Source organism: Swaminathania salitolerans, from assembly GCF_007988945.1.
GTDB lineage: Bacteria > Pseudomonadota > Alphaproteobacteria > Acetobacterales > Acetobacteraceae > Swaminathania > Swaminathania salitolerans.
Genome location: NZ_BJVC01000001.1, coordinates 743,245 through 769,989, shown reverse-complemented (window position 1 = coordinate 769,989; position 26,745 = coordinate 743,245). Strand labels below are relative to the sequence as shown.

At 62.9% G+C, this 26,745-nt stretch carries 24 protein-coding genes; 11 read left to right on the top strand and 13 right to left on the bottom strand.

Annotation, left to right across the window (positions count from 1 at the left end; translation table 11 throughout):
- Positions 1–139: 139 nt before the first annotated feature.
- From SSA02_RS03175 to SSA02_RS03165, 3 genes are read left to right on the top strand one after another with little or no spacing between them, the layout of a single operon-like run.
- Positions 140–1,405, top strand: coding sequence for a M16 family metallopeptidase (locus SSA02_RS03175; protein WP_147092431.1), 1,266 nt, complete (start codon positions 140–142; stop codon positions 1,403–1,405).
- Positions 1,402–2,742 carry a TldD/PmbA family protein gene (locus SSA02_RS03170; protein WP_147092430.1) on the top strand — a complete coding sequence of 447 codons (1,341 nt, stop codon included), beginning with the start codon at positions 1,402–1,404 and terminating at the stop codon, positions 2,740–2,742. Before SSA02_RS03175 ends, SSA02_RS03170 begins: the two co-directional genes overlap by 4 nt.
- Before the next feature lie 11 nt (positions 2,743–2,753).
- Positions 2,754–3,707, top strand: a complete 954-nt coding sequence (locus SSA02_RS03165) for a Tim44 domain-containing protein (protein WP_147092429.1) — start codon at positions 2,754–2,756, stop codon at positions 3,705–3,707.
- Positions 3,708–3,980: 273 nt separating this feature from the next.
- On the opposite strand, the gene SSA02_RS12985 is transcribed toward SSA02_RS03165, so the two are convergent.
- The 4 genes from SSA02_RS12985 to SSA02_RS03150 form a co-directional block, all read right to left on the bottom strand.
- The gene (locus SSA02_RS12985) at positions 3,981–4,115 is read right to left on the bottom strand and encodes a hypothetical protein (protein ID WP_264884144.1); all 135 of its coding nucleotides are present in this window, start codon (positions 4,113–4,115) and stop codon (positions 3,981–3,983) included.
- On the bottom strand, positions 4,112–5,047 hold the full coding sequence (locus SSA02_RS03160; protein WP_147092678.1) for a heme o synthase: 936 nt from the start codon (positions 5,045–5,047) through the stop codon (positions 4,112–4,114). Before SSA02_RS03160 ends, SSA02_RS12985 begins: the two co-directional genes overlap by 4 nt.
- Before the next feature lie 26 nt (positions 5,048–5,073).
- Positions 5,074–6,267, bottom strand: coding sequence for a hypothetical protein (locus SSA02_RS03155; RefSeq protein WP_147092428.1), 1,194 nt, complete (start codon positions 6,265–6,267; stop codon positions 5,074–5,076).
- 120 nt (positions 6,268–6,387) lie between these two features.
- On the bottom strand, positions 6,388–7,086 hold the full coding sequence (locus tag SSA02_RS03150) for a class I SAM-dependent methyltransferase (RefSeq protein WP_246103575.1): 699 nt from the start codon (positions 7,084–7,086) through the stop codon (positions 6,388–6,390).
- A 260-nt stretch (positions 7,087–7,346) separates the two neighbouring features.
- Between SSA02_RS03150 and SSA02_RS03145 the strand changes: the two genes are divergently transcribed.
- Positions 7,347–7,559 carry a hypothetical protein gene (locus SSA02_RS03145; RefSeq protein WP_147092427.1) on the top strand — a complete coding sequence of 71 codons (213 nt, stop codon included), beginning with the start codon at positions 7,347–7,349 and terminating at the stop codon, positions 7,557–7,559.
- Between the two features lie 47 nt (positions 7,560–7,606).
- On the opposite strand, the gene gshB is transcribed toward SSA02_RS03145, so the two are convergent.
- The 4 genes from gshB to uvrB all read right to left on the bottom strand — a co-directional run bounded on the left by gshB (position 7,607) and on the right by uvrB (position 12,465).
- Positions 7,607–8,587, bottom strand: a complete 981-nt coding sequence (gshB, locus tag SSA02_RS03140) for a glutathione synthase (protein ID WP_147092426.1) — start codon at positions 8,585–8,587, stop codon at positions 7,607–7,609.
- A 237-nt stretch (positions 8,588–8,824) separates the two neighbouring features.
- The gene (gene greB / locus SSA02_RS03135) at positions 8,825–9,331 is read right to left on the bottom strand and encodes a transcription elongation factor GreB (protein WP_147092425.1); all 507 of its coding nucleotides are present in this window, start codon (positions 9,329–9,331) and stop codon (positions 8,825–8,827) included.
- An 18-nt stretch (positions 9,332–9,349) separates the two neighbouring features.
- Positions 9,350–10,252, bottom strand: coding sequence for an aldose 1-epimerase (locus SSA02_RS03130; RefSeq protein ID WP_147092424.1), 903 nt, complete (start codon positions 10,250–10,252; stop codon positions 9,350–9,352).
- Complete coding sequence (gene uvrB / locus SSA02_RS03125) at positions 10,249–12,465, bottom strand: excinuclease ABC subunit UvrB (protein WP_147092676.1); 2,217 nt, start codon at positions 12,463–12,465, stop codon at positions 10,249–10,251. The genes SSA02_RS03130 and uvrB overlap by 4 nt, the downstream gene beginning before the upstream one ends.
- Positions 12,466–12,544: 79 nt before the next feature.
- Here uvrB and SSA02_RS03120 point away from each other — a divergent pair, with 79 nt between their 5' ends.
- The 4 genes from SSA02_RS03120 to glpK all read left to right on the top strand — a co-directional run bounded on the left by SSA02_RS03120 (position 12,545) and on the right by glpK (position 17,713).
- Positions 12,545–13,324 carry a DeoR/GlpR family DNA-binding transcription regulator gene (locus tag SSA02_RS03120; protein ID WP_147092423.1) on the top strand — a complete coding sequence of 260 codons (780 nt, stop codon included), beginning with the start codon at positions 12,545–12,547 and terminating at the stop codon, positions 13,322–13,324.
- 106 nt (positions 13,325–13,430) lie between these two features.
- Entirely contained in the window at positions 13,431–15,104 is a 1,674-nt protein-coding gene (glpD, locus tag SSA02_RS03115; RefSeq protein WP_147092422.1) for a glycerol-3-phosphate dehydrogenase, read from the top strand.
- A 79-nt stretch (positions 15,105–15,183) separates the two neighbouring features.
- Positions 15,184–16,119 carry an MIP/aquaporin family protein gene (locus tag SSA02_RS03110; RefSeq protein WP_147092421.1) on the top strand — a complete coding sequence of 312 codons (936 nt, stop codon included), beginning with the start codon at positions 15,184–15,186 and terminating at the stop codon, positions 16,117–16,119.
- Positions 16,120–16,186: 67 nt separating this feature from the next.
- Positions 16,187–17,713, top strand: a complete 1,527-nt coding sequence (gene glpK, locus SSA02_RS03105) for a glycerol kinase GlpK (protein ID WP_147092420.1) — start codon at positions 16,187–16,189, stop codon at positions 17,711–17,713.
- A 206-nt stretch (positions 17,714–17,919) separates the two neighbouring features.
- Here glpK and SSA02_RS03100 read toward each other — a convergent pair whose 3' ends face one another.
- Positions 17,920–18,381 carry a DUF2938 family protein gene (locus SSA02_RS03100; protein WP_186807647.1) on the bottom strand — a complete coding sequence of 154 codons (462 nt, stop codon included), beginning with the start codon at positions 18,379–18,381 and terminating at the stop codon, positions 17,920–17,922.
- Positions 18,382–18,743: 362 nt separating this feature from the next.
- Here SSA02_RS03100 and SSA02_RS03095 point away from each other — a divergent pair, with 362 nt between their 5' ends.
- Positions 18,744–19,985 (top strand): SMP-30/gluconolactonase/LRE family protein, encoded by a 1,242-nt coding sequence (locus tag SSA02_RS03095; protein ID WP_147092418.1) that lies wholly within the window; start codon positions 18,744–18,746, stop codon positions 19,983–19,985.
- Positions 19,982–21,124: an L-dopachrome tautomerase-related protein gene (locus tag SSA02_RS03090; protein WP_147092417.1), complete on the top strand. Its 1,143-nt coding sequence runs from the start codon at positions 19,982–19,984 to the stop codon at positions 21,122–21,124. Before SSA02_RS03095 ends, SSA02_RS03090 begins: the two co-directional genes overlap by 4 nt.
- A 114-nt stretch (positions 21,125–21,238) precedes the next feature.
- Here the strand turns inward: SSA02_RS03090 and SSA02_RS03085 are convergent, their stop codons facing one another.
- From SSA02_RS03085 to SSA02_RS03075, 3 genes are all read right to left on the bottom strand, one after another.
- Entirely contained in the window at positions 21,239–22,804 is a 1,566-nt protein-coding gene (locus SSA02_RS03085; protein WP_147092416.1) for a glucosyltransferase domain-containing protein, read from the bottom strand.
- 76 nt (positions 22,805–22,880) lie between these two features.
- On the bottom strand, positions 22,881–23,387 hold the full coding sequence (locus SSA02_RS03080; RefSeq protein ID WP_186807646.1) for a GNAT family N-acetyltransferase: 507 nt from the start codon (positions 23,385–23,387) through the stop codon (positions 22,881–22,883).
- Positions 23,384–24,520 (bottom strand): zinc ribbon domain-containing protein, encoded by a 1,137-nt coding sequence (locus tag SSA02_RS03075; protein ID WP_147092414.1) that lies wholly within the window; start codon positions 24,518–24,520, stop codon positions 23,384–23,386. Before SSA02_RS03075 ends, SSA02_RS03080 begins: the two co-directional genes overlap by 4 nt.
- Before the next feature lie 268 nt (positions 24,521–24,788).
- Here SSA02_RS03075 and SSA02_RS03070 point away from each other — a divergent pair, with 268 nt between their 5' ends.
- Positions 24,789–26,411, top strand: a complete 1,623-nt coding sequence (locus SSA02_RS03070) for an ABC-F family ATP-binding cassette domain-containing protein (RefSeq protein WP_147092413.1) — start codon at positions 24,789–24,791, stop codon at positions 26,409–26,411.
- A gap of 57 nt (positions 26,412–26,468) precedes the next feature.
- Here the strand turns inward: SSA02_RS03070 and SSA02_RS03065 are convergent, their stop codons facing one another.
- Positions 26,469–26,684: a hypothetical protein gene (locus SSA02_RS03065; protein ID WP_147092412.1), complete on the bottom strand. Its 216-nt coding sequence runs from the start codon at positions 26,682–26,684 to the stop codon at positions 26,469–26,471.
- Positions 26,685–26,745 lie beyond the last annotated feature (61 nt).

Here is a 26,745-nt window from a genome sequence, read left to right as displayed (position 1 = left end):
GCACCGGGCCGGGACATCGTCGGGTGCGCATCCCGGACTATGCCCGCGCCTTCACACCGGGAGGGGGTGGAATTTTCCTTTTGCCGACGCCATCTCAGCCCTGCCACACCCTCTTTCCAGTCAGGACCACCCGCGCTCGATGAACGATCCGATCACCGTCACCACCCTGCCCAATGGACTCACCGTCGTCACGGAGCGTATGGAGCGCGTCGAGACCGTCTCCTTCGGCGCCTATGTCGCGACGGGCACCCGGAATGAAAGCGCCGAGGAGAACGGAGTCTCGCATTTTCTCGAACACATGGCCTTCAAGGGAACCGCCCGCCGCTCGGCGGCCCGGATCGCCGAGGAGATCGAGAATGTCGGCGGGCATATCAACGCCTACACCGCGCGCGAACAGACCGCCTATTATGTCAAGCTGCTCAAGGAGGACCTCCCTCTGGGCATCGACATCATCGGCGACATCCTCACGCACAGCACCTTTCTCGAACAGGAAGTCGAGCGGGAGCGCGGTGTGATCCTCCAGGAGATCGGTCAGGCCAACGACACTCCGGACGACATCATATTCGACCATTTCCAGGAGACGGCCTTCCCCGACCAGTCCATGGGACGCCCCACCCTCGGAACGGAGGCGCTCGTCGCGGGAATGAAGCGCGAGACCATGATGCGCTACATGCACACGCATTACACGACGCATAACATGGTCATTGCAGCAGCGGGCAATCTCGAGCACGAGGCTGTGCTCGAGATGGTCCAGACGCATTTCCGCGATCTGCCCGACCATCGTCCTCCTGCTCGCAGTCCGGGCCGTTATGCGGGAGGGGATCATCGTGAGACGCGGGCGCTCGATCAGGCGCATCTCGTTCTCGGCTTTCCTTCGGTCGGTTACGGCGACCCGGCCTATCACGCCGTCATGCTTCTCTCGACCGTTCTCGGGGGCGGTATGTCCTCGCGCCTGTTCCAGGAAATCCGCGAAAAGCGCGGTCTGGTCTATTCCGTCTATGCCTTCGCGCTTCCTTTCCTGGATTCGGGACTGTTCGGAATCTATGCGGGCACGGGAGAGTCGGAGGCGGCCGAGCTGGTGCCGGTGCTTCTGGACGAATTGCGGCGCATCGAGGACGGGATCAGCGCGGAGGAAATCGCGCGCGCACGCGCACAGGTGAAATCCTCCCTCCTGATGTCCCTGGAAAGCACGGGCAGCCGCTGCGAACAGATCGCTCGCCAGATGCAGCTTTTCGGCCGCGTTATCGACACGGCAGAAACGGTCTCGAAAATCGACGCTGTGGATGAGGCGGCCATGATCGATGCCGCGCGGACCATCTTCCGCGCGACGCCGACCCTTGCGACCATAGGCCCGGTCGCCAAGGTCCCTTCCCTCGAGGCAATCGCGCAAAGGCTTGCCGCATGACAGCTCCAATGGACAGGGTGCAGGATCTCCTCGACGCCGCCCGGCATGCCGGTGCCGACCGCGCCGATGTGATGTTCGTCGCCTCGCGCTCGCTCTCTGCACTGTGTCGCAATGGCGTCCCCGAAGGGCTGGATCATTCGGAGACGGTGCATATCGGTCTGCGCTGCTTCCTCGGCAAGCGCAGCGCGAGCGTCTCTGCCACGGATCTCGATCCGGAGCGCTTCGCAGGTCTGGCGGAACAGGCCGTCGCGATGGCGCGGGTCGTACCGGAAGATCGCCATGCCTGCGTGCCCGATCCGGCCCTGCAGGGCTCGCTGGATCTGGCGGCGCTCGACATTCTCGACCCGACCCCGGCGCCTGCGCTCGATGCCCTTCTCGCCCGGGCACGTATCGCAGAGGAGGCCGCTCTCGGTCATGAGGGGATCACGAACAGCAACGGTGCCTCCGCAGGCTACGCCCATGTGACGGTAGCACTCGCTGAAAGCGGTGGTTTTCAGGGCCATTACAGCCAGACGAGCCACAGCACCGGGGTCAGCGTTCTCGCCGGGCACGGCGACAGGATGCAGCGCGATTATGCCGGGCACAGCGCCCGCTTCCTGTGCGCTCTGGACTCGCCCGAACAGCTGGGCCGGGACGCCGCCGAACGCGCCTTGCGACGCATGAACCCCGTCAAGCCCCGGACCGGCGACATGCCGGTCGTTTTCGACAGGCGCGTCTCGGGAAGCCTGCTCGGCCATCTCGCCAACGCGATCAACGGCGCCCTGATCGCGCGCTGTACGTCGTTTCTTGCGGGATATCTCGGCAAGGCGATCCTCCCCGGGGCATTGAGCGTCATCGACGATCCCACACGCCCGCGCGGTTTGCGCTCGCGCCCCTTCGACGCCGAAGGGATCAGACCGGACGTGCTCGCCTGCGTCGAAGGCGGGATTCTTCAGGAATGGCTGCTCGACAGCCGCTCCGCAAAGCAGTTCTGCCTTGTCACGAATGGTCGCGCCGCGCGTGCGATCGGCAGCCCGCCTGCACCTTCGGTCACCAATTTCTATCTGAGCGGTGGCGAGACGCCGGTCGAGACGCTCATCGGGGATATCGGCGAAGGCATCTATGTCACCGAGTTGATGGGATCGTCGATCAACGAACTGACCGGCGATTACAGCCGGGGCGCCTCGGGCTTCATGATCCGGAACGGGCAACTGGCCGAGCCGGTTGCCGAATTCACGATTGCCGGCAATCTCATCACCATGTTCCGATCCATGCAGGCCGCCGACGATCTCGAGTTCCGCTACGGTATCGACGCCCCGACGATCAGGATCGACGCGATGAGCGTCGCCGGGAGCTGACAGGAGTTTACATGACCCGCCCCGTTTTGAAGGCCTTCGTTCTACTGGCCGCACTCGCCCCGCTTCTGACGCCGCCAGCCGATGCGCGCCCGGGCGGCGGACGCTCGATGGGCAGCCGTGGAAGTCGCACCTATTCGGCGCCCCCCATGACGCGTACCTCGCCCTTTGCCGCCCGCCCCATGGAGCGGAGCTATGCACCGCGTACGCAGACGCCGGGCATGAACGCTCCCTTTTCCCGCCCGGCCAATCGTCCGCTCGGCTTCGCCCAGCGTCGCCCGTTCCTCACGGGTTTCGCGGGCGGATTGCTCGGGGCGGGGCTGTTCGGCATGCTGTCCGGCCACGGATTTTTTGGCGGGATCGGCGGGGGGCTATCCTTTCTCGGCTTCCTCTTCCAGGTCGCGATTTTCGGCTTTCTGATCGTCATGCTTCTGCGCTGGCTGGGGAACCGTCGCAATAACGCCGCGCCGAACGCGTTCGGCGGAGGCAGCTTCCCGGGCAGCAATCCGGCAGGAGGTGCGCCGTTCCAGGGGGGCTTCCCCAACGGCGCGGGTGCGCCTCAGGTCACCATCAGCAACAGCGATTATCAGGATTTCCAGCGCCTTCTTCTGGATATCCAGGCAGCGTGGAGTGCGCAGAACATGCGCGCACTTTCGACGATGGCCACGCCGGAGATGGTTTCCTATTTCAGCGAGCAGCTCTCCGACTACGCCAGTCGTGGGGCCCGCAATATCGTTTCCGATGTGCGCTTCCTCCAGGGGGATCTCGCCGAGGCATGGCATGAGGGCAACATGACCTATGCCACCGTTGCGATGCAGTATTCCCTGATCGACGTAACGACGGATTCCTTCGGGAACGTCATCGACGGCAGCAAGACGGAACGACAGACAGTCACCGAATTGTGGACCTTCGTCAGGGCCGACGGTCGGGGCAACTGGATCCTCTCCGCTATCCAGCAGACCGGCTGAACCGCCAGGATGGACAAAAGGCGCTCCCACGAGGGAAGCGCCTTTCATCCTCATGTCCTGCCCCTCGGGAGGTTTTACCGCCGCCTCCTGCCCCGCCCGAATCCCGGAGGCGGTGTCTTTCCAGAACATCGTCCTTCGTATGCGGCAAGGCCCACCGGTTTCATGCCTGAGAGAGGCCTCCTGACATGACGGGTACAGGGCGTTCCAGACGCAGGAAGCGATGCCTGCGTCCTTTCCTTCCGGCTGTGATATCGTCCCAGGGTCGAAGAGGCTCTAGAGACGGAGATAGGTCAGCACGAAAAGTGCCACCATCACGATTGTCAGGCCGCCGATCAGACCCATGATCCGCCCGTTGCGACGACTCACGGCCTGCCCGGCGCGGCTATCACGGGAGGGAAGATCCGTCATGGGAAGAGAACCCTGTCGACGAGAAGCGCGGAGAACAGGAAAAACAGATAGGCAAGGGAATAGCGGAACGCCTGACGCGCAGGCTTGTCGCCGGTCAGGCTTACGCCACTCTCATCCTGACGGTCCATGAGTACGCGCAGCGCGAACCACAGAAAGCCGAGCCCGAGCACGGTCGCGCCAACCGTATAGATGGCGCCACAGAGGTGCAGGAAGGACGGAATAAGCGAGACCGCCATGAGCACGACCGTATAGGCGACGATATTCCAGCGTGTATGCCGCGCCCCTTTGACCACAGGGAGCATGGGAATACCCGCCTTGGTGTAGTCCTTGCAGGCATAAAGGGAGAGAGACCAGAAATGGGGCGGCGTCCAGAGGAAGACGATCGCGAACATCACCACCGGCAGCACACCCATCGACCCGGTTGCGGCGGCCCAGCCGATCATGGGCGGGAAAGCACCGGCTGCCCCTCCGATCACGATATTCTGCGGCGTGCTGCGCTTGAGCCACATCGTATAGATGACGGCGTAGAACACGATCGAAAAGGCCAGAATCCCCGCAGCGAGCGCGTTGCTGGCAAGCCAGAGCAAGGCGACCGAGACCACCGAAAGCACCACGCCATAGATCAGCGCGCCATCTGCTTCCATGCGGGAATCGGGAATGGGCCGAACCGAAGTCCGCTTCATGATGGCGTCGATATCGCGATCGTACCACATGTTGATGGCCCCCGCCGCTCCGGCACCGACGCAGATGCAGAGCATATCGATGAGCCCGAGCGGCACGGAGGGCCATTGCGGCGCGACCGCCATGCCCGCCACCCCTGTGAACACGACGAGGGAGATCACTCTTGGCTTGAGCAGGGCGAGCCAGTCCCTGAGCGTCGCACCCTGCTCCGCATCGAACCGGGGTGCGGCCCCGACCGTCTCCCCGATCATCTCCCCGATCACCTTCTGGGCCCCGCTCATCGGAGTCCGGCCCGGGCCGGTGAAGAGGCTGCGGACAGGAAACGCACGATCAACAGGCCGACGCAGAACATGGAGACGATCATACCAGCATTTCCGAGAAGGGAGAGAACCGGAAACATCGGCATCATCGCAAATACGGCAACCCCCATCGATACGAGATGGATGCGGGCGAGCCATGCGGGGGCCGGTGCGTGCAGAGCGTCCTCCTGCCAGCTGTAATAACAGCCGAACAGTGCGAAAATGGCGCCGAAAAGCATGGCGGAGTGAAACAGTTCAGGACGATCGGGGAAGAGGGAAAGCGCCCAGCCCGCCGCAAGAAGAAGCAGCGCAGGGAAACTCCATGAAAACCCGATATCGAGATCGATATTCCGGCGCCACAACCCGAGGCAGACCAGGCCGATCAGAGCGATGGACGGAAGGGCAACCCCGAGCGCGCGCAACAAGATGTCGGACGTCCCGGGTACGATCGTACCATGCGCCCAGATAACGGGCACGAGAACCGAGGGAATGGCCATCGCGGAAGGCACGATCAGGCGACTGGACAGGGAATGACCGGGGATGAGCGTTGCGATCGCGCCCAGTGCGAGCGTGATGACCAGCGCAAGAAGCGGTGTCTGGACCCGGACGAGCCAGGACTGGACCGCTGACGTTCCGGTCATGCCACCCATCAGATCATGTGCCACACCGGCCAGCATCACGGGCGCGATGACGATGATGCCCAGAGACGCGAGAAGCTGAGACCATGCAAACGGAGAAAGATCCCTGAACCGACCTTTGCGACACTCCAAGCAATCGACCACCGTGGAGGTGGCAAGCGCACAGATTCCGAACGTCCAGAACAGGAGGGACATCGCAAACAGGCCCGGCGCCGCGATGCCTCCGGCGGCACAGAGCGCACCTCCAGCCAGAAGCGCGAAAGCAAGACGATCGAGGGCGACGAGCGCGCCGGGCGTTGCAGCAAGCTCACGGGGCAGGACGAGCCGCCCCATCCCGCCGATGAAAGCGGGAACAAGCACGAAAAGATCGAGAAGAAGACCGTGGCTTACGGCCGGGCTCATCTGCTTTCCCAGAGCGAGCGCACCGAGGCCGCCACCGAGAAAGCCGCAGAGAAGAGCAAGTGCGAGAAACGCCGCACCGTCCGCCCGGAAACGCGTCGTTTCTGCGGATCCGGATTTCAGTACCTTCAGCAAGACCAGTTCCCCATATTGTCCGCTCTTTCCGTCACGGGAGAGAGGGACCATCTGTTCAAGGCCGAGTCTGGTGTGAACTGTCGGGCACGTATGTGTCAGGCAACCAGGGCCGTCTCGTTTCTATTTATCCCCGTCGAGCGGCAATGTCACGAGTGTGAACAATCCGGCCGGCGGTACGGGCGTTATGGTGGCCCGGCTGAGATCTTCCGGCGGCAGGAGGGATTCCATGGCGAAATCCGGATGCCAGCCAAGAGAGCGCGATGCGCGTGCCATGCCCCGCTCCACCGCGAGCCTGACACCGCCCGTCGCCAGGAAATGGTTGACGAACAGGATATGTCCGCCGGGTTTGACCACACGCTTGAGCTCACCCAGAAGACGACGCGGGCTCGGCACGACGGAGGCCACGAACATCGCCACGGCGATGTCGAAGGATCCCGAGTCGAAGCTGGTGGCTTCCGCATCCATCTCGAGCAGATCGTCGACATTACCGAGCTGCTGGTGAATGACACGCTGCCGCGCACGTTCCAGCATCGCCTCGGAAAGGTCGATACCCGTGATGTGCTTGTCCTTCGTATAATGGGGCAGGGCCAGCCCCGTCCCCACACCGACCTCGAGCACGCGCTGCCCCGGCAGGGCATTGACCGCGGCGACAGCCCGGCGACGCCCGAATGCCGAGATGCCCCCGAACACGGAATCGTAGACCCGCGCCCAGCGCCTGTACGCAGCGCGCACGGCATCGGCATCGAGCGCGGAGCGGGGCCGCGGATGAGCGTCATCCATCGAAGGAGCAGGGTCGGTCAGGGGGTCCGGTCGTGTCATCAGGCTTCGTTTGTCTGGTCGTACAAAATCAAGGGTCCTGTCCTGAGACTTGCCGCTCGCGGCACGCCGAGCCAGGCGCGATGGGCTTTTACATGACGCTGGCTCGTGAAACGAGCATCGCCTTTCGACAAGGGTCTTAGCCGATCTCCTCTGGACTGGCGAGAGGAGGTTTGCAATTCATCGTCCTGCTGCGAGGATCGATGGCGCGCGAGACCGCCTGCTTTCTGTCCTTCGTCGGATGCGTTGCCAACAGAGAAGGTATGTCGATGTCCACTCTCAATATCTGCCTTCTCCTGTTGTCCGTGATGCTGTGGGCGTCGATCTTCCTCGTCAGGTACAAGGGCGAGATCAAGGACTGGTATCTCAACAGGTTCGATCGTTCGCCGCCGCCGCGCCCGCCCGAGGGCAAGGCAATGCCGGAAGTTTCCCTCCCCTTCCGCTACGATTCCACGCCACCGGACAAGGAAGAGTGACGGGCGAAGTCGCTCCCTGTACTTCCCTGTCCGGATGCTTTTCCGGTTCAGCCCAGCTTGCTCTCGATCGCATCCCAGACGAGGCCGGCGCTGTTCATGTCGTTGAAGCGGTCCAGCTCCTGAAGACCGGTCGGCGACGTCACGTTGATCTCCGTCAGCCAGTCGCCGATCACGTCGATCCCCACGAAGATGAGGCCGTTATCACGCAGATGTGAGCCTATGCGTGCGCAGATCTCCTCGTCGCGCTTCGTGAGCGCGACAGCCTCGGCCCGTCCACCGACATGCATATTCGATCGTGCCTCACCCGATGCAGGCACGCGATTGATCGCTCCTATGGGTTTGCCATCGACCAGGATGATCCGCTTGTCGCCTTTCCGGACCAGCGGCTCATAGCGCTGGATCATGAGAGGCTCATGCGAGCGGCTGAAATGCAGCTCGAGCAGGGAGGCAAAATTCTCGTCGCCCTCGCGGATACGGAAAATACCGGCACCGCCATTGCCATAAAGGGGCTTGAGGATGACATCCCCGTATCGATCCCGGAATTCCGACAGGGCCTCGCGATCCCAGGTGACCAGGGTCGGCGGCATGAGATCGGGATAATGGGTGACGAGAAGCTTCTCGGGAGCGTCGCGCACGGCTTTCGGATCGTTCACGACGAGCGTCTTTCCCGGGCCAGTGCCATGCACATGCTCGAGCATATGCGTCGCGGTGATATAGCCCATGTCGAACGGGGGATCCTGACGCATCAGGATCGCGTCGGTGGTCGCAAGATCGAGTCGCGCCGTTTCGCCGAAAACCGCATGGCGTCCTCTCTCCCGCGAGACCCGGACCGGACGGGCGCGCGCCGAGAGACGGCCCTGCTGGACCGTGCGTTCCGCTCCGCCCTCACCGAGACAAAGGGTCCGCACGTCATAGACGAACAGATCGTGGCCGCGCCGCTGGGCCTCGAGCATCAGGGCGAAAGTCGAATCCCCGTCGATATTGACGTCTTCGAGCGGGTCCATCTGTACAGCGATACGAAGCGCCATTCTCGGGTCCTTTCTGGTTCTGTCCCGTTGGATCCGGGAGCCTGTCGGGCATCATGTTACGACGACACGACCCGTATCGTCACATCTTCCATCGCCGGTCGCCCGGGAAGCGATTGGCCGGGAAACGATCACTCCGGCGGGTTGCAGGTCGCCATCCCCCTGCCCTTGCCGACGCTTTATCCTTCGTCGCGCCATACCGGCTCTGGCATCCCGGCCAGCGGGTGGGAGACGGCCGTCTCAGTCGGGATAATCGATCGACCGGATCTCGAGCGTTACCGCGCCGCGCGGGCTTTGCAGACTGACTTCGTCGCCCACTCTTGCGCGCATCAGGGCGCGGGCAACGGGAGAGACGAGACTGATCTCCTGTCGCGACAGATCGGCCTCGTCACAGCCGCATATCGTCACGGTATGCAGCGTATCGTCCTCGTCGAGATAACGGACGCGCGCGCCGAAGAACACCCGGTCTCTCACGCTCTGCTCTCGCGGATCGACGATGATCGCATTGTCCAGCCTTCTGGTGAGGAAACGGATACGCCGGTCGATCTCACGCAGGCGCCGCTTGCCATAGATATAATCGCCATTCTCCGACCGGTCGCCATTGCCAGCCGCCCATGAGACGATCTCGACGATTCTGGGTCGCTCGATCTGAAGCAATGCGTTCAGCTCGTCTCGCATCCGTGCGGCGCCCCGGGGAGAGAGATAGAGGGAGAGCGCCGGTTTGCCCTGTTCACCCACGGGACTCATCCGCCGGATCCGCCCGCCTCATCGCGTCTGTCCACGGGGCTCGATCACATCGTAACAGACGACGCCCGAGAGCCGTTCTCCCGGCGCGAGCAAATGAAGGCCGCGCTCCAGAATCTCGGGATGATTGATCGCATCGTTCATGTTCGTGACCGCCTCGACGGCCACGAAGGGTTTCTCCGGCGCGGTAAAAACGACGAGATGGGAGAAGACGGGATCGGCGGAGATCCGCACGCGATACCCTGCATCGGGCGCGGCCAGAACGGCCTCGTCGGTCCATCCTGCAAAGCAGTTATCGACTGAGAGCGCCCTGACTGGGCGTCCCGCGCTGAAATCCCAGTCATCCGTGCAGGGGGTCAGGCCCTTCGGGAGATGACTGGCGTCATTTTCCCATACGCCACGCGCGGAAAACCGGAGGGTCATCTCTTCCGTCCGGGCGAAAAACGGATGGAAACCGAGCCCGACCGGCTGGGGGCGCGTGTCTCGATTGGCCAGCAGGATCTCGACCCGGAGACGATCGCGTTCGAGGATGTAGGAGATCACGGCGCGATAGGCGAAAGGCCATTGCGCAGGGTCGTCTCCCTTCCCGGGATCATGGTCGAGCGTGAATATGGCGCGTTCGCTGTCGTGCTGCGCCACGCTCCATTCCCGCTCCCATCCATTCCCGTGGATGGCATTGTTTTCCCCACCGATATTCGGGTTGAGGCAATAGGTTTCGCCATCGAACGAGAACCGGGCATTCCCGATGCGGTTCGAATAGGGCACAAGCGGATAGGCCGCGATGGCGGCGCCTCTCTGTGCGGCAAGGCTGGGGTCGATCGTCGGCGCCAGAATGTCGCGACCGTGCAGGCGCCAGGAAGCCACGCTTCCCCCCAGAGCGGGCAACAGCCCGAGCTGGGCCTCGCCATTGCGCAATTCGATCATCCCGGTCTCCTCCTGCCCCCACGCTTTTTCGATGGATCGTATCCCCCACCTCCGGGGCCGAGGGGGCGCGGCGTTTTCCCGCCCGGCCTGGAAGAGCTACGCCCCGCTGTCGAACTGGGCAAGGGGGGCGGCTCGAGACCGAGATCGAGCGCCTCGAGACGCTTGATCTCGTCACGCAAACGCGCGGCCTGCTCGAAATCGAGATCGGCCGCCGCCGCGCGCATGCGCTTTTCCAGATCCTGTATGGAAGCGCCGAGCGATTTTCCGACAAATTCCTTCGTATCGCCCGCCGCATCGGGGCCGACCGTGACGTAATCCTGTTCGAAAACCGAAGAGAGGGCGTCGCCGATCCGCGACCGGACGGTCTGTGGCGTGATCCCGTGCGCTTCGTTCCACTCGATCTGCTTCGCCCGACGACGCGCGGTTTCCTCAATGGCGAATTCGAGCGATCCGGTCATCCTGTCGGCATAGAGCAGAACGCGCCCGTCGACATTGCGGGCCGCGCGACCGATCGTCTGGATGAGCGAGGTACGGCTGCGGAGGAACCCTTCCTTGTCTGCATCGAGGATCGCGACCAGGGCGCATTCCGGAATGTCGAGCCCTTCGCGCAGCAGGTTGATCCCTACCAGCACGTCGAACGCACCGAGGCGCAGATCGCGGATGATCTCGATCCGCTCCAGCGTATCCACATCGGAGTGAAGGTAACGCACCTTTATCCCCGCCTCGCCGAGATACTCCGTAAGATCCTCGGCCATGCGCTTCGTCAGCGTGGTGACGAGCACGCGCCCGCCGGCCGCGATGGTCTCGCGCGCTTCTCCGAGGAGATCGTCCACCTGCCCCTCGACCGGCCGGACGATGGTCACAGGGTCGATCAGCCCCGTCGGACGAATGATCTGCTCGGCGAAGACGCCGCTCGTGCGCTCCATTTCCCACGGACCGGGCGTTGCCGAGACGAAAATGCTTTGCGGGCGCAGAGCCTGCCACTCCTCGAATTTGAGGGGGCGGTTGTCGAGACAGGACGGCAGACGGAAGCCGTATTCGGCCAGCACGGATTTGCGCGCGTGATCTCCGCGTGCCATGCCGCCGATCTGCGGTACGGTGACGTGACTTTCATCCACGATCAGAAGCGCGTCTTCGGGAAGATATTCGAAAAGCGTGGGCGGCGGGTCGCCCGGCCCGCGTCCCGAGAGATAGCGCGAGTAGTTTTCGATACCCTTGCAGGCGCCGGTCGTCTCGATCATCTCGAGATCGAAGGTCGTTCTCTGCTGGAGCCGTTCCGCCTCGAGCAGCTTGCCGGTCGCGTTCAGCTCGTCGAGACGCTGCTTCAGCTCGGCCTTGATGCCGATCATGGCCTGGTTGAGCGTCGGGCGTGGCGTCACGTAATGCGAATTCGCATAGACGCTGATCTCCGACAGATCCGCCGTCTTGTTCCCCGTCAGCGGGTCGAATTCGATGATGGCCTCGATCTCGTCTCCGAACAGCGACACACGCCACGCGCGATCCTCGTTCTGCACGGGGAAGATATCGATCTGCTCCCCTCTCACACGGAAGGTTCCGCGTTCGAAGGCGGCATCGTTGCGTCGATACTGCAATTCGACCAGGGCCTTGATCAGGCGATCCCGGTCGATGCTGCCTCCCGTCTCGAGCTTGACCACCATGCGCGAATAGGTCTCGACCGACCCGATACCGTAGATGCACGAGACGGATGCGACGATGATGACGTCGTTGCGCTCCAGAAGCGCCTGCGTCGCCGCGTGGCGCATCCGGTCGATCTGCTCGTTTATCTGGCTGTCTTTCTCGATATAGGTGTCCGAGCGCGGCACATAGGCCTCGGGCTGGTAGTAATCGTAATAGGATACGAAATACTCGACCGCATTCTCGGGGAAGAACTGCTTCATTTCCCCGTAGAGCTGGGCTGCCAGGGTCTTGTTGGGTGCGAGGATCAGCGTCGGCTTCTGGGTCGCCTCGATCACCTTCGCCATGGTGAAGGTCTTGCCCGATCCGGTGACGCCCAGAAGAACCTGATCGGCCTCTCCCTGCACCACGCCCTCGACGAGTTCAGCGATGGCTCTGGGCTGGTCGCCTGCCGGATCGTAATCCGACTGGACCACCAGACGGCGCAGTTTCTCCTTCACCGGCTGGCGTTCGGGACGGAACCCCATCAGCCTGTGTTCGGGGATCGCGTCCATCGTTGATCTGCTTGCTGTCGCCATGGGGGAGAAATGGGCTTCCGGTCGTGAGGTCACAAGAGCATGATTGCATCCTACAACGCCGCATCGCAGACAGGGGTTCATGAACCAGACGTTACCGAGCTCTCCGCGCCACAGACAGATCGTGACCCTCGTTCAGGAAAACGGTTTCATGTCCAACGAGGATCTCGCCCAGACCCTCGGGGTGACGGTCCAGACGATCAGGCGCGATCTCACCCATCTCGCCGATGCCGGATTGCTGGCCCGCTATCATGGAGGCGCCAGTCCCTCATCTTCGGTCGAGAACATCGCCTATACCGAGCGGCGTGGCCTGCATTCCCGCGCGAAGGATGCCATCGGCGCCGTTGCAGCCCGCCTCATTCCGGACGGCGCGTCCCTCTTCATCAATATCGGCACCACGACGGAGGCTTTCGCGCGCGCGCTCACGGGTCATCGCGACCTTCATGTCATCACGAACAACCTTCACGTCGCCGCAGCATTCGCCGGGAGACGGGATTTCCGCACCGTGATCGCCGGGGGGCTGGTGCGGCCGCAGGATGGCGGCATCGTGGGTGCAGGCGCGACCGAATCCCTCTCGGGATTCCGGGCGGAATTCGGTGTGATCGGAATAAGCGGCATAGAGGAGGACGGCACCCTTCTCGATTTCGATCTGGACGAGATCCAGTGCGCACGCGCGATCATGCGCCATGCCCGCCGGGTCGTGCTGCTGGCCGATCACACGAAGTTTTCGCGTCATCCCGTGGGGCGCGTGGGCGATCTCTCGAACATCCATGATTTCGTAACGGACCGGTTGCCCCAGCCGGAATTCTGCGCGCGGCTCGAGGCGGCAAATGTGACTCTTCACATCCCCGACCGCGATTAGACGCAACATATAACACATAGACGTTATCATTAACGTTTTATGTTCGTTTTTGTTCGTTTTGCCTTTATTCAGGGTTTCTCTTCGTCGATGCCGAAAGAAACCCCGGATGCCAAACGCCGCCTCTCAAGATCCGACCCAGTCTTCGCCCGGACTCTCCGGCGAACTCCCCGGCGGCCTCCCCGGCAGGCATGACGGAACTTCCCCGCCTGACAGGGCCTCGTCAGGGAGCCCCCGCCGGATCATCGCTCCGCACGCGACGCTGGATTACGATCTGCTCGTCATCGGCGGGGGGATCAACGGCGCCGGTATCGCGCGCGACGCCGCCGGTCGCGGCGCGAAAGTGCTGCTCGTCGAGAAGGACGACCTCGCCAGCCATACCTCCTCGGCGAGCACGAAGCTCATCCATGGCGGATTGCGTTATCTCGAATATTACGAGTTCCGCCTCGTCCGCGAAGCACTGAACGAACGCGAGCGCCTGCTGCGGATCGCACCGCATATCATCTGGCCGATGCGCTTCATCCTTCCGCATTCCTCGATGCTGCGCCCGGCCTGGCTCCTGCGCGCGGGTCTGTTCCTCTATGACAATCTCTGTCGTCACATGACCCTTCCCAAAACGCGCAATATCGCGCTTCAAAACGAAAAGGCGGGCCAGGTCCTCAAACCGGATTATGTCCGTGGCTTCGAATATTCCGATGGCTGGGTGCAGGACAGCAGGCTCGTTGCACTCAATGTCATGGATGCGGCGCGTCTGGGGGCCGATATCCGCACGAGAACGCGTTTCGTGGCTGCGACACGGCACGAAAACTCATGGCATGCGATCATCGAGGACGAAACGAGCGGCGCCTGCACCTCCGTTACGGCGAAGGCCATCGTCAACGCCGCCGGCCCCTGGGTTGCGGAACTCCTGCATGACCGGCTCGACATCCGCTCCCGCAACGCGGTGCGCCTGATCAAGGGCAGCCATATCGTCGTGCCCAGGCTTTTCGATACACCCCAGGCCTATATCCTCCAGAACCCGGACAAGCGTATCGTCTTCGCCATTCCCTATGAGGGGCGCTTCACCCTGATCGGCACCACCGATATTCCCTTCGACCGGGATCCCGATCACGTCGCGATCACGACCGAGGAGATCGATTATCTCTGCACCAGCGTGAACCGCTATTTTCGCAAGGCGATCACTGCGGACGATGTCGTCTGGAGCTATTCCGGAGTACGTCCGCTCTATGACGATCACTCCGGCAGCGCCTCTGCTGTCACGCGGGACTATGTGCTCGATCTCGATCATGCCGCCGCGCCGGTTCTGTCGGTTTTCGGGGGCAAGATCACGACCTATCGCAAGCTCGCGGAACATGCCCTCGAGAAGCTCGCTCCCCATCTCGGGGTCCTGCGCAAACCCTCCTGGACCGCGGATGCCCCGCTCCCGGGCGGCGATTTCCATCGCAGCGCCTTCGGTTCGCTCGTTGCCGATCTGATCCGCATTCTGCCCACGCTCGACAGGAGCACCGCGACCCGACTGGTCCGGAATTACGGAACCCTCGCATTCTCGATCATCGGTTCGGACCGTGAGGCTCCCGGTCTCGGTGCGCTCATCGGCGCCGATCTCCACGAAAGAGAGGTGGATTATCTGATGGATCGCGAATGGGCGCGCACCCCTGAGGATATTCTCTGGCGCCGCAGCAAACTCGGCCTGTTCCTGACGCCCGACGACGTCACGCGCCTGCAGGATTACATGTCCCGGCGGGAACGAACCAACGAAACCGCGACAAGCGCGGTGGCCTAGGCACCCGTCCCGGCTCCGCTTCTTTTTCCCCCTTCCCTCCTCTCCTCCCTTCCACCCTCTGGCAGATGGACGAAAGATCATGTCAGACAGAAAGCGCTTCATCGGCGAGCTGGTCGCCGAATTCTTCGCTCTCGTGATCATCATTCTCTTCGGCGACAGCGTCGCCGCGATGATCGTGCTCTACGACCCGAATCCCTATCAGAATGCCTATTGGGGCGTTGCCATCGTCTGGGGGCTCGGTGTCACCATCGCGATCTATGCGACGGGATCGGTGAGCGGCACGCACGCCAATCCTGCCGTCACCCTCGCACTGGCGCTCTATCGCGGCTTTCCATGGAAGAAGGTCCTCCCCTATTGCGCGGCGCAGGTGGCGGGGGCGATGGCCGGGGCGGCACTCGTCTATATGAACTTCTCGCCGGTGATCGATCATTACAACATGACCCATCACCTGACCCGGGCCGGTGACGGCGGCGCAGCCGGCGTGTTCTTCACCCATCCGGGCCTTGCGGTGACCGCGCTCCATTCTTTCGGCGTACAGATCATTCTCACCGGCGTGCTCGTCTTCGGCGTCTTCGCCATCACATGTCAGTACAATACCCAGGCACCCGAGGCGAATTCCGGCGCGCTCATCATCGGCCTTCTCGTCGCCGCAATCGGCGCGTCTTCCGGCTTTCTCGACGCCTGGGCGATCAACCCGGCCCGTGATTTCGGCCCGCGCAGCTTCGCCTATCTCGCCGGATGGGGCGCCTCGGCTTTCCCCTCTCCGCAGAATTTCTGGTGGGTGCCCATTGCAGGCCCACTCGTCGGTGGTGTGATCGGCGGCGGGCTCTATCATTATGTGCTTCGACCCTTCATGCCGAAATATGCTGCTACCGCACAGGCTGCGATCGGGGCGCCCCCCTCTCACCCCGCTGCTCCCCCTGTTGCTCCCCATGGTGCTCCCCCCAGGGCGGAGCCTCCCGCCGGGGGCGGTTTCACCGGCACGGGCGGTCCGACCATCGCCCCGATTCCCTGATTTTTCCGGACGCCTCACCCCTTCCCTCCCCCGCCTTCGCCCGGGGCCAAGAAACGGAGCCAAGATCATGACCAAGAAAACGAACATCCTCGCCATCGACCAGGGAACGACCTCGACCCGCGCCATCGTCTTCGACCGCAAGGCGAAGACATTGTCTCTCGCGCGCAGGGAGTTCCCCCAGCATTATCCTGCTCCGGGCTGGGTCGAACACGATGTGGAGGATATCTGGCGCGATGCCCTCACGACGGCCCGGGAGGCAATTGCCGAAGCGGGCGGGGTCGAGACGATCGCGGGGCTCGGAATCACGAGCCAGCGTGAAACCGTGGTGCTCTGGGAGCGCGAAACAGGCAAGCCCGTTCACCGGGCGATCGTCTGGCAGGATCGGCGCACGGCGCAATTCTGCGCCGATCTCAGGCGCGACGGCGCGGAATCGCTCGTACGCGAGCGGACCGGATTACTGCTGGACCCCTATTTCTCGGCGAGCAAGGTCGCATGGCTGCTCGATACCGTTCCCGGATTGCGGGCCAGAGCCGAAGCCGGAGAAATCGCGATGGGCACCATCGACTGTTTCCTCCTGTGGCGCCTGACGGGGGGCGAGGTCCATGCAACCGACATCACCAATGCCAGCCGTACCTGCCTCTTCAATATCCATACCCAGACATGGGACCCCGAGCTTCTCGCCCTGTTCGGCGTGCCGGATGCCATTCTTCCCTCGATCTGCGACAATAGCGGTGCGCTGGGCATGACCGCAGCGGAGCATTTCGGCGTCGCTCTTCCCATCGGAGGCATGGCGGGCGACCAGCACGCGGCTCTGGTCGGGCAGGCCTGTTTCCGGCCCGGAATGGCAAAGGCCACCTATGGCACCGGCTGTTTCATGCTTCTCAATACGGGAGAAAAGCCGGTCGAGTCGCATCACCGCCTGCTGACGACCATCGGATACCGGATCGGCGGCAAGACCACCTATGCCCTCGAGGGCTCGATCTTCGTCGCCGGTGCAGCCATCAAGTGGCTGCGTGACGGGCTGCATCTCATCACCCATGCCTCCCAGACCGATGACATGGCAACCCGGGTGGAAGACAGTCATGGCGTCTATATGGTGCCCGGTTTCGTCGGGCTGGGTGCGCCGCACTGGGATCCGGATGCACGCGGTCTGATCTGCGGCCTGACTCTGGGCTCGACCCAGGCGCATATCGCCCGCGCAGCGCTCGAATCGGTGGCCTATCAGACCTTCGATCTCGCGCACGCAATGCGCGAGGATGGCGCCATGCAGGCGCGCACGCTCAGGATCGATGGAGGCATGTCGGCCAATGACTGGTTCTCCCAGTTTCTGGCCAATATCCTCGATACCGACGTGCAGCGTCCCGCCGATCTCGAAACGACCGCTCTGGGCGCGGCCTTCCTTGCGGGGCTCGCGACCGGCGTGTGGTCGTCGCTGGAGGAAATCGCGACAATCTGGCAGCAGGAGCGCGTTTTCCGCCCGGCAATCGATTCCGCTCTGCGTGCCGAGCTGCTGGAAGGATGGAACGATGCTGTGCGTCGAACCCTGACCCCGGGCACGACCCGGCACGCCTCCAGACAGAGCCAGGCAGCCTAGAACCGCTCGGTCTGCCTCGGGATGGCGCAGGGCAGGCCCTGCGCCGCGATGTCCTTGCCGAGGGATCTCTGTCTCCGGCCCGCCCCCTGCGATCGCATGTTTCCGCTCGGCTGGTTCCGGTCGGAAACAGCGCGCCGGCCATCTCTCTTGCCGGTGGTGCTGACCGGGCGATCCCGGTCGGCGTTATCGCGCCGGGCGGAGCCGGATCAGACGGAGAGGAACCAGAGCGCGTATCCGAGTGCCGTCGCATACTGGGCGAGGGTGAACACGATATGCGCGACGAGGACATAGGCATAGACGGGCGCTTTGCGCGGAAGGAAGCGCCCCATGAAACCGCCCCCCATACAGGGCGTCAGGATGCCAAGCCCGGCGAACGTGCTCAGAACGAATCCGATAAGGATATAGGGCAGCGGCTGCGGATAGACGATCAGCTCCCGCCCCCAGATTGCGGGAAGCAGCGCCGCATAGGCGAGACCCACGCCATAATGGAAGCACCAGCCGAGCACGGCATCCCCCGCTCCTTCACGGTCGGGAGCGTCCTCCCGCAATACGAGATTTCCCGAGGCCAGGCCGCGCAGCCAGCGCCCGACCTGTCTCCAGTCCGTACGAGGCAGTCCGGCATAACGTTCGAGAAGCACCACCCACAGATCGAGGACGAGCGTAGACACAATTCCGACACAAAGAACGAAACCCGCGATCAGGATATTCGCTTCCATAGACAGTCACCCTTTCGTGATCCCAGCCGGGAATTATGCACCTCTTCATCGAGGGACGGAATATCGCCCGAACGTTTCGACCGCAGATCCGGCCAAGCGCATGTCCGGGCCGACGACCCGGCCGGGGGAAGGAAGTCGATGCGATCCGGTTTTCCGATCGGTCCATTCCACTTTCTTTCTGGCGAGACGGTGACGAAACCGTATTGTTGTTACATGTCTCATAAAAAATGTGACATCGTCTGAAGAAACGAAGCGCATCCGTCGGGATATCCATCCGGATGACGCGGTCGGGCAAAGAAGGAACAAGAAGTGTGATGACTCCTCCCCCGGTTCCCCGGAAACCCGGTTTCTCCCGCCGCAATCTTCTTGCTCTGGGTGCCTCGACCCTGGGTGCTTCAACCCTGGGCGCGGCGGCCCTCACCCGTAGCGCATCGGCTTCCGCCGCAGAGAAGAACGTCGCCGTCTCGCCCCCTTCCGTGATCACGTCTCCTCCCCGGGTCTGGGGGCCGAAGGCACCGGTCGCATTTACGCCCGACCCCGATATCATCTTCTACGATCCCTCTTTCGGCACAGTCATTCTCGGTAACGCACCGCTGGTGCAGGCCTGGCAGGGACGGGCACTCTGGCTCGAAGGGCCGGCCTGGTCGAGCGAAGGCCGGTTCCTCATCGTGAGCGACGTGATGGGCAGCACGCAGTACCGCTACCTGCCGGAGGAGCGTTGCATGACCGTCTTTCGCAAGGAGAGCTATCACTCGAACGGGAACACCTACGATCTCGAGGGACGGCTTCTGACCTGCGAGCACGGCCTGAGGCGCGTGATCCGGTGGGAGCATGACGGTCGCTGCACCGTCCTGGCCGAGAGCTTCGGCGGCAAGAGGCTGAATTCTCCCAATGACATCGTCGTGGATCCGTCCGGCGGCATATGGTTCACCGACCCGCCTTATGGCGACCGCCTCTGGGAAGGGCATCCGGATGCGCCGCTCGACGGGAAGAAGGCGAAAGACAATCTGACCTGGAATCTCGATCTCGAGGCAACGGAGCAGATTGGCGGACGCGAGGGACAGGATACCCATGTGTTCCATCTGGACCCGGAAACGCGCAAGCTCACCGCTGTCCTTTCCGGAAAGGATATCGCCGGGCCCAACGGGCTGTGTTTTTCTCCCGACCGCAAGACGCTCTACGTCGTCTCGAGCGAGAAAGGCGCCATGGCGCCCGATGGAGGCGGCTACCGGAACATCTACGCCTTCGACGTCGGAAACGGTGCGTTGCGCAACAGGCGTGTCTTCGCCGACATGACACTCGGCGGGCACAAGCTCATGCCCGACGGGATCAAGGCGGATGTGCTCGGCAATCTCTGGGTCGCGGCTAACGGGCCGCTCGGTCTGTGCGGAGTGTTCGTCTATAATCCGGCCGGAAAGATGATCGGCCGCCTGCGCCTGCCGCGCAGTGTCTCCAATCTCGCCTTTGGCGGGACCCAGCGCGACCGCCTCTTCATGTGCGCGGAAAACACCATTTTCACCCTCGATGTCGCAACCCAGGGAGCAGGACTCGCATGAGCAGGACCTCCATCACACGAAACGTCGTCGCCCTGCTCGCAGGCATGGCCTTCACCTCGAGCCTGTCCCTGGCGGCCGGCCAGCCCAGCCTCGAGGTTGTCAAACGCTTCCCCGCCGATTTCAACGTGATCGGTGTCGGCGTCTCCCATTCGGGCACCGTCTTTGCCTCAGCCCCGGCGACCATGAAACGCTACAGCGCAAGCGTCGTCCAGCTGGACGACCGGACCGGCGCACTCATCCCCTTCCCCGACGCCGACTGGAACCGTTTTTCCAAAGACGTGAAGGACCGCGAAGAATGGGTATCCGTCCCGGCCCTGTGGGTCGATGACCGGGATCATCTCTGGGTTCTGGATTCGTCCCTGCCCTCCGTCGATCAGAAAAAGCTGCCGCCCAAACTCGTCGAGTTCGACGCGAGGACAGGGCAGCTCCTGCGTCTCTACCGCTTCGGACACGACATCACGCCCGGGGACTCGCTCAATGACGTCAGGGTCGATACCAGAACGCGCACGGCCTATATCACCAATGAATGGGGCCGCGGCGGTCTCGTCGTGCTCGACCTGAACACCGGCGCCTATCGTCTCGTTCTGGCGAATACGCGCTCCGGCGTCGCCGATCCCGAACAGCATCTGCACATCTATGGCGAACTGGCCCGGAAGAAGGACGGCACGTTACCGGTCACGCAGGATGACGGCATTGCTCTCTCGCCGGACAGGGAATGGGTCTATTATCGCCCGCTTACCGATCATCATTACTGGCGCATCCGTGCGGCCGATCTGCGCGATGCCAGCCTCGACGATGCCGCGCTGAGCAAGCGGGCCGAATATCTGGGGCAGTCGGTCATGAGCGGCGGAATCGAAATGGACCGATGCAACCGGCTATGGGTCGGCGATATCGAGAATCACGGCCTCTACGCCCTGACTTTCCCTCCGGGGGCCAAACAACCGAAGACCGATCTCGTCTACCGCGATCCTTCGGTGCTCGACTGGGCGGACGGTTTCGCGATCGCCAATGACTGGCTCTACATCTCCGATTCCCGCCTCGACGAACTGGTTTTCGCCAATTCCCGTCCCCTTCAGGGACCGACGACCATCTACCGCATGAAACTTCCGCCCTGTGGCGGAGAGACTGCCACACGATAAAGCCCGACAGGCCGCATGCCATGCCCCGTCATGTCGTGCGGCGCGCCGGAACGAGCGCATGAACCGGGAGGCCGAGACGTATGTCTCGCCCTCCTGCGCCCGACTCTGGCGCGCTCACTCCGGAAGGGTCTGCAACGTTCCGGGTTCGATACCGAGCCGGACCACGGCCACACCCCCCAGCATGAAAACGGATCCGGTCGCAGGGAAAACCGGCTGCGGCCCGATCCGGCCCATGATGGCCCGGACCCGGGAAAGGGGCGCCATCCGGACCTCTCCGATCATGTTCGCACGCATGAAGTTCGAGATACGCAGATTATTTCCCCCATCCCAGTGAAAGAACGACGTTCCGTAAATATCGGAGCCGCGCGGCTTCCAGCGATTGGCGCGCTGGATGCCGCCATGGAAATAGACCGGCGTGACGCCGTCCCGATAATCGGGAATCGCGGAATGCAGGCGCTGTTCGATCTGCTCGGCAAGGACGATATCCGCCCGCCAGCTCATCTGGTCGGCGAACACCAGGGACGCCAGAACATGGGTTCCGAACCAGAGCGCGCCGCAGGTCGCCGCGAATGCTGCCGGACGAACGAAACGCGCGGGCAGACCGAAGCGGAGGAAGAAAACGATCAGATAGGCGAAGGAAAACCCCTGGAACACATAGGTTCTGGGCGGAAAACTGAACGACAGCAGGATGTTGAGCGCGAAAGGCAGGACGAGAATCGCAGCCAGCAACACGGCACCCACAGGACGCCTATGGCGCAGCATGACCACGATCCCTGCGATGCAGGCCAGAGTGGCGAGAAGATAGATCCCGTTCCCGTAGTAATTTCCACCGAGACACAAGGTCACTGCATTGCGGATGGCGGAGGAGACGGAGGCGGGAAACGATGCGTGGGTCCAGCCGATCTGCGTTGCGAAATAGGTGCTGGGCGAAACGGAAAGAACGCTCTGCAAGCCATGCGATACGAGGCGAAACAGAACGAAGGAGGTGGCGAGCCAGAGAATACCGGGACCGGCGAGCCGGGCGACCGGTGGTTTTCCCCCGCGGGCGATCTTCTCCGTCAGAACGAGAAGGACGATACCGGGCCCCATGGTGAAGAGCGATTGATAGGTCGCCGTCGAAATCGCCGTAGTCGCACAAGCCGCAAAAAACAGGGCAATGCGGCGAGCGATCGGGCGATCCGCACGAAGAGCCTGCAGGAAAAGCGGTGCCGATACGGCGCCGAGGGCGAGCCCTATACCGACCGCATCGCTCTGCACGTTGAAATCCACCTGATAGAACAGGGCAGGAAAGGAAACGGACAGAAAGCCGAAGACGACAAGCATGCTGTCGGAGAGACGCAGCGTTCGACCGACGATGTATACCGCCAGGGACAGGAAGACGACGAAGACGACCGGCGTGATATAGGCGGCATAGGGATCGGCCAGAAGAAGGCGCTTCAGAAGCGAAATGGCCCAGCGACCGAGGCCGATATCCTGATCGAACGTATCCGGAAACTCGTTGTCGATCGACATCGTGAATGTCGTGATGACGGACCCGTAAACGAAGAGCGCCGGGAGGAGGATGGCGGCAAAACGCAGCGCCTCCCTCAGATCTCCCGTGCAAAATCCCGGTTCGGATGCCGGTCCTGTGCCATTCCGGTCCGCATTCGGAACAGAATCGGCAAAAGCGCGGGTCAGCATGAATTTTCTCCTCGCAACGCGCCCCGCTCTCTCACGGATTGCAACCGACCGCCAGCCCGACGCCTGCGGATGGTTCTCACCCCTCTCCCAGGGACGCGGGAGAAAGACGACAACCGCGACCCGGGCCCGTTTCGCGTGGGAGCGGGATTTCCATGCGCAGATGCTCCATGCTGCCCTTGAGGAACGGCGCCCCGCTGCCGTTCAGGCCGAAACGCCTGTAAAACGGAATGGCACCGATCCGCGCGTCGAGACACAGGCTGCGCGCGCCGGAGGCCTCCGTGCGCAGGAGCGCCGCCTCCATGAGTGCCGTGCCGATACCCTGCTTCTGGAATTCGGACAGTACCGCGAATTTGCGAAGCTGAACGGCATTCGCGCCCACCGGACAAAGGGAGAGGCACCCGACGAGTCTCTTCCCGTGTCCGGCGCCTGTGACGGCGCCAAGATGCAGGGCAACGGGGTCTTCGGGAACGCGACACGCATCCTCCGTCAGATCCGGCCACAACACGACCCGGCGCAGGGGAAGACAGGCTTCGATCGTGATCTCTTCGACATGCAGCGCGAGAGGGCTGGGAGTGCGGATCACGATACGGGCTCCTTCTCATCGTCTCTGCCATATCGATGTGGGCTTGCGGGCGTCGTTGCCGCAGAAGAGACGTCGTGTTCTTCCGCCCGTTGTTCCCCAGCCCATCGTCCCGGTTCCTCATGCCCGCAGGAGAGACAGAAGCGGTTGAAGGCGAGATTGCGCGTCTGGCAGACCGGACAATGCCGGTAGAGCGTCAGCCCGCAATGAACGCAGAAATTGGTCTCCTGCCCCTCGGAGAAACGGAGCGGACGCTCGCAATCCGGACAGATCTTCCGATCGATCCGCGCATATGCATTGTCCCGATCGACCCTCTGCCTGCGCAGGACCTCCGACTCGGATTCGGCCGCGCGCCTCCGGGCCAGATAGGCCCGCATGTTCCTGACGAGAACGATACAGACCATGACCGTCATGACCACGCCCACGCCGTACCGGATATAGCCGCCGTAACTTGGAAGATACGGAACGAGTTCGACGAAGAAACCGTAAAGGGCCGCCAGAACGAAACCGCGATAAAGAGGCCAGAAGGCGCTGTTCCGACGCCTGAGGACAAGAAAGGCGGAAACGAAAAGCAGGGGAAGGGTAAAGGCGAGCCGTAGCAGAAACACCTGCGTCTCGGCCCGGAAGACCAGTCTGGCACGGATGGGACGATAGGCGTCATCCAGCGCTTTGCGCTGGGCGAGCGCGGCGCGTTGCGACCGCGCGATCGCCTCGATCGCGGCATCGATCTCGTCCAGACGACGATCCTCGACGCGCACGACGCCCTGAAGCTGCTCGAGACGACGGGTCCGTTCCAGCACATCGCGATCCTGCGTCGGATCGGTGGTGGCCTTGCGGGTCTCGATCCAGGTCGAAAACCCCTCTTTCGCGCTCGCCATCGCCTTGCGCGCGGCTTCGAGACGCAAGGCCTGGGCTTCGCGCTCCATGACACGCCTGTCGCGGTCCTTTTTAAGACTCGCTCTTTGGAGCTCCAGAGCGGGCGGATAATCCGGGTGCAGCGGTATGGAAGGCGTTCCCCGGGGGAGATCGTCGATGACGAGGCCGCCCAGACCGATCAGAAACACCGCCAGAACGGCCGATACGGCCCACATGGCGATGCCGTAGAGCCGCTCGGGCAGTCTGCTACCTCTTCTCATGCTCCATCTCCCGCGCTTCGCCCTCGGTTCTTCGTTTTCCCGAGTGGCGTTTTCCCGGGTGACGCTTTCCCGGGCGGCATTTCGATCATGACATGAAACGTCTCCTCGGCCCATATCCGGAGGCCCCTGCCTCGACACGGCTTTCTCCCCCCGGTGCCCTTCCTCCGGGGTCAGGCGCACTCCATGGGTAGCCGCTCCGACGGGGGCGGAATTGCACGAAGGGACACGAAACCGTATCACCGCCCCTTCCCCGTCTTACAGAGGTTCCATGATCCGTCTCGATTCGATCAGCAAGCAGAACGGTCAGCGCGTCATCTTCATAGAGGCCAGCGCCGCGCTCCAGAAAGGCGAGAAAACCGGTCTCGTCGGCCCCAACGGCGCCGGCAAGACGACCCTGTTCCGCCTCGTCACGAAGCAGGAAGAGCCGGATGAGGGCCAGGTTTTCCACGATCGGGGCATCACCATCGGGTTCTTCAGCCAGGATGTGGGCGAAATGGCCGGGCGCTCGGTCGTGGCGGAGGTCATGGACGGCGCGGGCGAGGTCGCACGGATCGCGAACGAGCTGGCGACCCTGGAGGCAGCGCTCTGCGATCCGGACAAGCTGGATCAGATGGAGGAGATTCTCGAGCGGTTCGGCGATATCCAGGCCCGCTTCGAGGAGCTGGGCGGCTATGCTCTGGACAGCCGCGCCCGGGAGGTTCTTCACGGTCTGGGCTTTTCGCAGGAGATGATGGCGGGCGATGTCGGGTTGCTGTCGGGCGGGTGGAAGATGCGCGTCGCCCTCGCCCGCATCCTGCTCATGCAACCCGATGTCATGCTGCTCGACGAGCCGAGCAACCATCTCGACCTCGAGAGTCTGATCTGGCTCGAGCAGTTTCTGAAATCCTATGAGGGAGCGCTTCTCATGACGTCGCATGACCGCGCCTTCATGAATCGCGTCGTGAACAGGATTCTCGAAATCGATGGTGGGACGCTGACGGGATATAGCGGGGATTACGAGTTCTACGAACAGCAGAGAGCGCTCAACGAAAAGCAGCAACAGGCACAGTTCGACCGCCAGCAGGCGATGCTGGCAAAGGAAATCGCCTTCATCGAGCGGTTCAAGGCGCGCGCCTCGCATGCGGCGCAGGTGCAGAGCCGGGTCAAGAAACTCGACAAGATCGATCGCGTCGAGCCGCCGCGCCGCCGACAGACGCTTTCCTTCGATTTCGCCCCCGCGCCGCGTTCGGGAGATTCGGTCGCCGTGCTCAGACAGGTGAGGAAGGCCTATGGCACGCGCGTCATCTACGACAATCTCGATCTGCTCATCAGACGACAGGAACGCTGCTGCATCCTGGGCGTGAACGGCGCCGGAAAATCGACCCTGCTCAAACTCGTCGCCGGGGCGAGCGAGCCGGATTCGGGTAGCGTCACCATCGGAGCGAGCGTCAAGACGGGATACTTCGCCCAGCACGCCATGGATCTGCTCGAAGGCGGCAAGACAGTGTTCGAAACGCTTGAAAGCGCGTTTCCTCTGGCGGCGCAGGGATCGCTCCGGGCGCTTGCCGGGGGGTTCGGCTTCTCCGGCGACGATGTCGAAAAACAGGTCAGCGTCCTGTCAGGCGGCGAGAAAGCGCGTCTGGTGATGGCGCTCATGCTCTTCGATCCGCCCAATTTCCTGGTGCTCGACGAGCCGACCAACCATCTGGACATCGATACGAAGGAAATGCTCATCCGCGCCCTGTCGAATTACGAGGGCACCATGCTGTTCGTCTCCCATGACCGGCATTTTCTCGGCGCCTTGTCCAATCGCGTTCTGGAAGTCACTCCGGAGGGGCTGCATCGCTACGAGGGCGGCTATCACGACTATGTCGCAGCAACCGGGCAGGAAGCGCCCGGCCTGCACGTATGATCCTGCCGGTATCGCCCGCGCTGCAGGATCGCAAATCCCGCCGGGGCGACACATCTCTCAGAGCGGATTTCCCCAGCGCCAGCGCCATCCTTCCCTGGTCCGATTCCTGACCAGCGGGACCATGCAGAGGATGCCACCGATCCCGCAAGCGAAACACCCTGCGAAGACGAGGTCGGGACGCGCGGGGTGGAACAGGACCGAGACGATGACCGGCAGCATCGCAAATACGAGAAGGCCGATCAGCAACAACCACCCTTCCCACGCAATCGGCACTCCGGCGCCGTAGTCCTATCGCTTCGCCGCGAACCAGGGCTGCGGGCCCGGAGCATCCCTC